The organism is Negativicoccus succinicivorans (assembly GCF_018373335.1).
In the GTDB taxonomy this organism is placed as follows: domain Bacteria; phylum Bacillota; class Negativicutes; order Veillonellales; family Negativicoccaceae; genus Negativicoccus; species Negativicoccus succinicivorans_A.
In genome coordinates this window covers 1-7,630 of record NZ_JAHAHH010000064.1, presented here as the reverse complement: position 1 = coordinate 7,630, position 7,630 = coordinate 1, and the positions used below count along the sequence as shown (strand labels likewise).

General features: G+C 48.8%; 8 protein-coding genes. 6 read left to right on the top strand and 2 right to left on the bottom strand.

The window, feature by feature from the left end:
• From KH813_RS05370 to KH813_RS05345, 6 genes are all read left to right on the top strand, one after another.
• Positions 1–314, top strand: a 314-nt coding sequence (locus KH813_RS05370) for a BglII/BstYI family type II restriction endonuclease (RefSeq protein ID WP_303994198.1), incomplete at its 5' end; no start/stop codon positions are given.
• Positions 311–781, top strand: a complete 471-nt coding sequence (locus KH813_RS05365) for a very short patch repair endonuclease (protein ID WP_303994196.1) — start codon at positions 311–313, stop codon at positions 779–781. The genes KH813_RS05370 and KH813_RS05365, both read left to right, overlap by 4 nt.
• Positions 782–810: 29 nt before the next feature.
• Entirely contained in the window at positions 811–2,037 is a 1,227-nt protein-coding gene (dcm, locus tag KH813_RS05360) for a DNA (cytosine-5-)-methyltransferase (RefSeq protein WP_303994194.1), read from the top strand.
• Positions 2,038–2,056: 19 nt separating this feature from the next.
• The gene (locus KH813_RS05355; protein ID WP_303994192.1) at positions 2,057–2,215 is read left to right on the top strand and encodes an AAA family ATPase; all 159 of its coding nucleotides are present in this window, start codon (positions 2,057–2,059) and stop codon (positions 2,213–2,215) included.
• Positions 2,202–2,801, top strand: coding sequence for a hypothetical protein (locus KH813_RS05350; protein WP_303994189.1), 600 nt, complete (start codon positions 2,202–2,204; stop codon positions 2,799–2,801). Before KH813_RS05355 ends, KH813_RS05350 begins: the two co-directional genes overlap by 14 nt.
• Positions 2,729–3,658 (top strand): ATP-dependent endonuclease, encoded by a 930-nt coding sequence (locus tag KH813_RS05345; protein WP_369694438.1) that lies wholly within the window; start codon positions 2,729–2,731, stop codon positions 3,656–3,658. The genes KH813_RS05350 and KH813_RS05345 overlap by 73 nt, the downstream gene beginning before the upstream one ends.
• A gap of 133 nt (positions 3,659–3,791) precedes the next feature.
• On the opposite strand, the gene ileS is transcribed toward KH813_RS05345, so the two are convergent.
• On the bottom strand, positions 3,792–6,599 hold the full coding sequence (gene ileS, locus KH813_RS05340; protein WP_303994186.1) for an isoleucine--tRNA ligase: 2,808 nt from the start codon (positions 6,597–6,599) through the stop codon (positions 3,792–3,794).
• Between the two features lie 343 nt (positions 6,600–6,942).
• On the bottom strand, positions 6,943–7,630 hold a 688-nt coding region (locus tag KH813_RS05335), incomplete at its 5' end, for a hypothetical protein (RefSeq protein WP_303994183.1).

Sequence of the window (7,630 nt, the reverse complement as noted above, 5' to 3'; positions counted from 1 at the left end):
GGAAAGCAAAACTGGATTCTCTTGGTGGAACTTTAGGAAAAAATATTGAAACAAAGAAAGCACGCTACTCAATTGTGGGTGAAATTCAGTTTGGAAACTGGGCTCTGGCAGAACATGATTTGTTAAGGCTTATGAGTTCAGCGACAGATGGAGAAATCGATTACTATATTTATGTTACTGCAACAGGAGAATTAGAGAAAAGACTCAGCAGTGGTATAGTCACTTTTTCGAATGTAGTAAATCTATTTCAAAATAACAAACATCTTTTCCGCACTCCTGTATGGGTGATTGGCATTGATATCGATAACACATGAAACATCCCAAATCATACGATTCTACTCCCGAAACCCGGAAGCGTATGTCCAGGGTCAAGCTAAAAGGTGGTAAGGCGGAAACTTTGCTAGCAAAAGCCCTTTGGCACCAAGGCTATCGTTATCGAAAAAATGATAAGAAGCTCCCCGGTTCCCCAGATATTGCAATTCTCAAATACCACATCGCCGTATTTGTCGATGGCGAGTTTTGGCATGGGCAAAATTGGGAAGAGCGCAAAAAGAGACTCAAAAGCAATCGCGAATACTGGATTGAGAAAATCGAGGAAAATATGGCCCGCGACGCTCGAAACGACCAACTGCTGACACAGGCTGGATGGACGCCTGTTCACTTCTGGGAAAAAGAGGCCATGAAGGACCTGCCCGTATGTGTTGCTGAAATCGAAGAAACCATCCTTGCACAGTTGATAGATAGCACTGATGATTTAGAGTCTGTGGACCGCGAAGGGTAGTACAGGCTTTCGTACAGGAGTTGCCCGCTATGGAACCTATCAGGACAGTAGAACTTTTCGCAGGCGTAGGCGGTTTCCGCTTAGGCCTAGAAGCTGCGTCTGATAGGTTCCAAATCATTTGGGCAAACCAATGGGAGCCATCCATGCGAGAGCAGTATGCTTTTGAATGCTACACGACGCATTTCGGCAGTGGCAAGCATCATGTTTGCCAGGATATCGCCAAAGTGAAGGATGATGTACCTGACCACGATTTGCTCGTCGGCGGATTTCCCTGTCAGGATTATTCCATCATGAAGAAAAACTCTGCGGGTATAGAGGGATCTAAAGGAGTGCTGTGGTGGCAGATAGATGATATTCTCAGAGAAAAAAGACCGAAGTATGTATTGCTGGAAAATGTAGATAGGATCATTCGTTCCCCAGCCAAACAATGCGGTCGTGATTTTTCCATCATCCTGCGTTGCCTATATGAAAAAGGATACGCAGTGGAGTGGCGCGTCATCAATGCCGCCGACTACGGTTATGCGCAGCGTCGCCGCCGGACTTTTATAATGGCTTATCACAACAAAACACGGGTATTCCGTGATCTCGCAGAAGTGGTATGCGTCCAAGGCCTCAAGTCCATGCATAAACACGTGATGGAGAACGGCATTTTAGCAAAATCCTTTCCTGTCCAGAGCCACAGTCGGTCATATGTTGAAAGCTGGGTCGACGAATTGGAATATGCAGATATCCCGGATGTTTCACATAGCCAAAAAGTATACCTCTATAGCGCTGGTATTATGATGAACGGCCGGATTTATTCCGTTGATGTGAATCCACAGCAAGTAGCCCCTACTCCACTAAAAGATGTATTGGAACGAAATCCCGTGGATGCGCATTATTTTCTCCACGATGAAGATATGCCTCAATGGATCTATGCCAAGGGCGCAAAACATGAGAAGCGACATAGACGAGATGGAAGTCACTATTACTTTTCTGAGGGCAGCGTTCAGTTCCCAGAGCCTTTGACCAAACCTTCAAGAACAATGCTGACCTCAGAATCTCAGGTGGGGCGAACATCTCATGTGGTCCAGGACCAAATCACAGGCTGTTTGCGTGTATTGGCACCGATTGAATGTGAGCGACTGAATGGGTTCCCAGATGGTTGGACAGATACTGGAATGCCAGAACGGATGCGGTATTTCTGCATGGGAAATGCTCTGGTCGTTCCATTGGTAACAAGAATTGGGGAAGCATTGGCGCACGAAATGTCTTGATTTTAGAGAGGGCACGTATATGCGTATAGGAAAAATCAATATACAGAAATACCGTTCCATTGACGATATTGTGATTTCGTTTCCAGAAAATAAGCCGGTAGTGGTATTCGGTCCAAATAACGCAGGAAAGTCAAATATTCTTTCGGCAATTGAGCGATTGCTGGGTGAAAAATATTGAAATGCTTGAAAGCGACTATTTTAAGCGGGATAAGGTTACTTATCCAACCGCTTCAATTTTTGCACGGTTTTCAGATACTTATTATGTTGACCCACGAGGAACACCGTATCAAACAGTGGCATTGACCTATGGGTATAATGGTGACTTAACAGAAAATCTGATTCATGATGGCTTTGGTAACCGTTTATATGTCACCAATGAGCAAAGAGTAGCATGTCAGTCATACCTTATTGATGCAGAACGGAATATACAGAGTGCATTTAACTATGGCAGTAAATATTCATTGTTGAGCAAGTTTTCTCACCAAATACACAAAGCATTGAGTGCTGCGCACAAAGTAGAGTTATCTGCAGCATTCGAACAGATCAAGTATTCTTTTGAGGAAACCATGGAATTTAGCAATTTCTTCGAACAATTTTCGACGGCACTGCAAGGTGCTGTAAAAGGATTTGTACACTCTTTGGCAGTGCTTTTTCTGCATACGATCCCAATAACTACGCAAAATCCTTACGCATCTATGCAAAAGAAGGCGAGAATATCCGTAGCTTTGAAGAATTCGGTACAGGTGAACAACAAGTTTTACTGATGGCCTTTGTCAAAGCATATATGGAAGTGTTTACCTCTGAGAGTTTCGTCTTGATTATCGAGGAACCAGAAGCCCATCTTCATCCACTGGCGCAAAAATGGCTCAAAGAATACATCGTTGAAATGTGCTCCGCCGGTATACAAGTTGTTGTTTCGACACATTCCACCGATTTTATCGATGCAGAATACCTTGATGGACTCGTGAGAGTATATAAAGAGGGTGACATAACAAAGACCATTCAGCTTTCTAAGGAGGATTTATGTACCTTTTGTGTGGAATCTGGAGTTCCTGCTGATAAAGCCTCACCAGACAACATTATAGATTTCTATAACACGCGGCTCTTTGCAGACCAATTAAAAGGTATGTTTGCAGAGACAATAGTGCTTGTTGAAGGAGCTACAGGATTCTTTGCTTTACCTGTGTATTTAAAACGGATAGGGTTTTCGCTGGCTGAACACGGTGTTGAAGTCGTCAATTGTCGTGGTAAGGATTCCATACCATTATTTTGGCGACTGTTCAGTGCTTATGGATATAATTGCTATTTTATTTTTGATGGCGATGCCAAGACAACCGATAACTCTAGGATATTCAATGGGATAATAACCGCTGATACTTGGGAGACTGCCGCAGATAAATATGTTATGACAAGCCAGTATGCATATTTTGGGGTGGATTTTGAAAAGCATTTCAGAACCACAATGACAGAATATAGTTCCTTGGAACAGCAGGTTGCGGAAAAATACCATATAACTTCGAAACCAGGCAAGGCCAAAGCTATCTCACAGCACTGCGAAGAGATACCAAGTTTTATCACCGAACTTAAAGAAGAACTTGAAATAATCGAGATGCTTGGATAATAGAAAAAGACCACATGCAAGGTTTTACCCTTTGGTGTGGTCTTTACGCTTTTGCCGCCCGAGGAGGATCGGTTTAAAATTAGTTTTTAATGCTAATCCCTAACCGCAACTCCCTTTGCGAGGTGTTTTTCGTTTATTCGTGAAGCGATTCTTCGGCAAGCACGCGGGCGCAACGCGCGCATACCGTCGGATGCTCCGCCGAGTCACCGACGGTTTCGCTGTGAATCCAGCAACGCTCACATTTCGGGGCCGTTGATTTTTGAATTTCACAAACGAGATCCGGCGTCGTTTCGGCTTGCATGCCGGCAGCGCCTGCCGTGCCTTCAACGACTTCGACTTCCGAAACGATGGCGAGCGCCGCGAGTTCGTCGACGATCCGCATCAATTCGTTGTACGTTTCGCCGTCAGCGTGCAGGACGACTTTGGCATCGAGCGGATGACCGATGACTTTATCTTGGCGCGCCGCTTCCAGCGCTTTTAAGATATCCGTGCGCAAGGTGAGACGTTTTTCCCAGCGTTGACCGAGTTCGGCATCGCGATGTTCCGCCGCCGCTTCCGGCCAATCGGTCAGGTGCACGCTTTCCGCTTTAGCGTCGACCGCCGGCATCGCCTGCCAAATTTCTTCGGCGGTGAAGCTCAGTACCGGCGCGATCAGGCGCACGAGCGTTTGCAGGATTTGATAAAGCACTGTCTGCGCGGCGCGACGCGTCACGGAGGTCGCCGTTTCCGCGTACAGACGATCTTTGACGATGTCGAGATACATCGCGGAGAGATCGACCGTGCAGTAGTTATGAATGACGTGGTACATCACATGAAATTCATAATTCTCATACGCCTGCGTCACTTTTTCACGTACTTCTTCCAAACGCAAAAGCGCCCAGCGATCGATTTCTTCCAGTTGTTCATACGCCACGTCGTCGACACCCGGTCGGAAATCGCTCAGGTTACCGAGCAGGAAACGGAACGTGTTACGGATTTTGCGATACACATCGCTCATCTGCTTGACGATTTTCGGCGACAAGCGCACATCGCTCTGGTAATCCGCGCTGGATACCAAAAGACGCATCACGTCCGCGCCGAATTGGTTGATGATTTCCTGCGGCGCCACCGTGTTGCCGAGCGACTTACTCATCTTGCGGCCTTCGCCGTCCATCGTAAAGCCGTGCGTCAAGACTGTTTTATACGGCGCGTGTCCGTTGACGGCGACCGACGTCAGCAAAGACGACTGGAACCAGCCGCGATGCTGGTCACTGCCTTCAAGGTACATCGAGGCCGGGTACAAATCCGAATCCTCCTGTTCGAGCACGCCGCTCCAAGTCGATCCGGAATCGAACCACACGTCCATGATGTTCGATTCTTTGGTAAACCCATGACCGCCGCAATGCGGACAGGCAAAGTTTTCCGGCAACAGCTCTTTCGCCTCGTATTTCCACCAGGCGTCCGTGCCTTCTTCCCGCACTTTGGCGCGAACAGTCGCCATCGTTTCGTCGGTGATGACGGCTTCATGGCAATCGTTGCAATAGAAAATCGGAATCGGCACGCCCCAAACGCGTTGGCGCGAGATGCACCAGTCCTGGCGATCGGCGACCATGTTGTAGAGGCGTTCCCGGCCCCAGCTCGGGATAAATTCCGTATCGTTAACGGCTTTTAACGCGTCGTCGCGGAAATCATCGACAGAGGCGAACCATTGTTCCGTCGCCCGATAGATCACCGGATTTTTACTGCGCCAGCAGTGGGCGAATTGGTGATGCAACGTGCTCTTGCCGAGAAGCTTGCCGGCATGCGCGAGTTTTTTGATGACCGCCACATCGGCGCCGTCCAAAACATTTAAGCCGGCGAGATCTTCGCCCGCCTCGGCGGTAAGGTTGCCCTTGTCGTCAACCGGCGAGAGAATGTCCAAGCCGTACTTTTTGCCGACTTCAAAGTCTTCGACACCGTGGCCCGGCGCGGTGTGGACGCAACCCGTGCCGGCGTCAAGCGTGACGTGCTCACCCAAGATCACGGACGACGTGCGTTCGAGGAACGGATGATGGAAGACCATGCCTTCCAGTTCCTGTCCCTTCTTCGGTTCGCTGACCACTTCGTAATCGGCGATTTTGCACGCCCCCAGCGCGGATTCCACCAGATCCCGCGCCATCAGGTAGTACTCGTCTCCCGCTTTGACCCAGACGTAGTCGATTTCCGGATGCATGGCGATCGCCATATTGGCCGGCAAGGTCCACGGCGTCGTCGTCCAAATGACGCAGAACGCATTGTCTTCATTCGCGCCTTCCGGCAGGAAGCCGCGCGCGTCGATCAGCGGGAATTTGACGAAGATCGAAAACGATTTTTTATCCGCGTATTCGATTTCCGCTTCCGCCAGCGCCGTTTCACACACCGGACACCAGTACACGGTTTTGCGGCCTTTATAAATGTAACCTTTTTTCGCCATCTCACCGAATACGGCGAGTTCACGATCTTCCAATTTCGGATCGAACGTCAAATACGGACGATCCCAATCGCCCATGACGCCGAAACGAATGAAGTCTTTCTTTTGAATTTCGATAAATTCTTTCGCGTAGGCAAGGCATTTAGCGCGCAATTCCAACGGCGACATTTCCGCGCGATTGAGGCCCGTGTTTTTGATGACGGCGTGTTCAATCGGCAGTCCGTGCGTATCCCAGCCCGGACGATACGGCGTGTAGTAGCCGCGCATCGTCTTGTATTTCATGATGATGTCTTTCAGCGTTTTATTCATCGCGTGACCGATGTGCAGGTAGCCGTTAGCGTACGGCGGGCCGTCATGCAACACGAATGACTCCGCGCCTTCCCGTTGCGCTAATCGTTTTTTATAAATATCATGTTCCTGCCAAAAATCCAACCACTGCGGTTCCCGTTTCGGCAAGTTGCCGCGCATCGGAAATTCCGTTTGCGGCAGATGTAATGTTTTCCCGTAATCCATAATGTCCTCCCTGTAATAAAAAAACGCCTCATCCCTAAGGGACGAGAACGTTGTTTCCCGCGGTACCACCCTACTGGTCATTGCTGACCGCTCAAGCGCGATAACGGTGCGACCGGCGAACACTTGCGGCATTCGCGGCTCCCGAGTGATCCGCATCTATCGCATCCGCTCGGCTTCCACCGCCCCGAGCTCTCTATGGTCTGCTGATACATGCCGTCTCGTTCATTGCCTTCTGTTAGAAAATAGTTATAAATTATTATACGCAAAAAAAAGAACAGCGTCAAGAATTACCAAGTAACGCAAAATAAAAAGCGACCTCACAAGAGGCCGCTTTTTTCATTCCTTATTTGCCGTAATTTTTATCGGCTTTGATTTCGATGCGGAATGCGTTTTCACCTAACGATACGCGGTCGACATCATATACGTCTTTGCCGTATTTCTGATCGAGATAGTATTCCACCGCGTTTTCCGCCTGATCGGAAAGCGAATCGGGGGTCGCGCCATACGTGTATTTACCGAGGATTTCCGTGATCGCCGCGCGGTCTTCCGCCGGCAACGCTTTCGTGTAGTCCATCAGTTCCAAGACCGTATGGTCTTTAACAGCGGCCGGTTGTTCCGCCGCTACCTGCCGTTCGATAAAGCTCGAACCCATGCGAATTTCCATCCGATACGCGTTCGTTTCCAAACGATTAACGGCGGCTTTGTAAGTTTCTTCACCGTACGTTTGGTTCAAATAGAGTTGCACTTCATTGCGAGCGCGTTCCACAAGGTTGGCCGTCGTGTCGCCGGCAACATACTGATTCAGGATATGCGTAATGTTGTTGCGGTCAGCATCGGTCATCTGACTCGTGAAGTCCGTCAATTCATATACGAATGCGGCTTCCTGCGCGACCGGTTGGGTCGGAGCGACTGCCGCGCCCGGTGTTTTATAGTGATCGTCAGCTTTGATCTGAACGTCGTAAGCGCCGTTTTCCAGTTTCTTCACGTCGACATCATAGAAGTCGTCGCCGTATTTCTGATCCAGGTAATGT

What these genes read in the sequence shown, in the direction of transcription:
- KH813_RS05365 (WP_303994196.1), top strand. Translation starts at nt 311, where the DNA reads ATGAAACATCCCAAATCATACGATTCTACTCCCGAAACCCGGAAGCGT.
- dcm (WP_303994194.1), top strand. Translation starts at nt 811, where the DNA reads ATGGAACCTATCAGGACAGTAGAACTTTTCGCAGGCGTAGGCGGTTTC.
- KH813_RS05355 (WP_303994192.1), top strand. Translation starts at nt 2,057, where the DNA reads ATGCGTATAGGAAAAATCAATATACAGAAATACCGTTCCATTGACGAT.
- ileS (WP_303994186.1), bottom strand. Translation starts at nt 6,599, where the DNA reads ATGGATTACGGGAAAACATTACATCTGCCGCAAACGGAATTTCCGATG.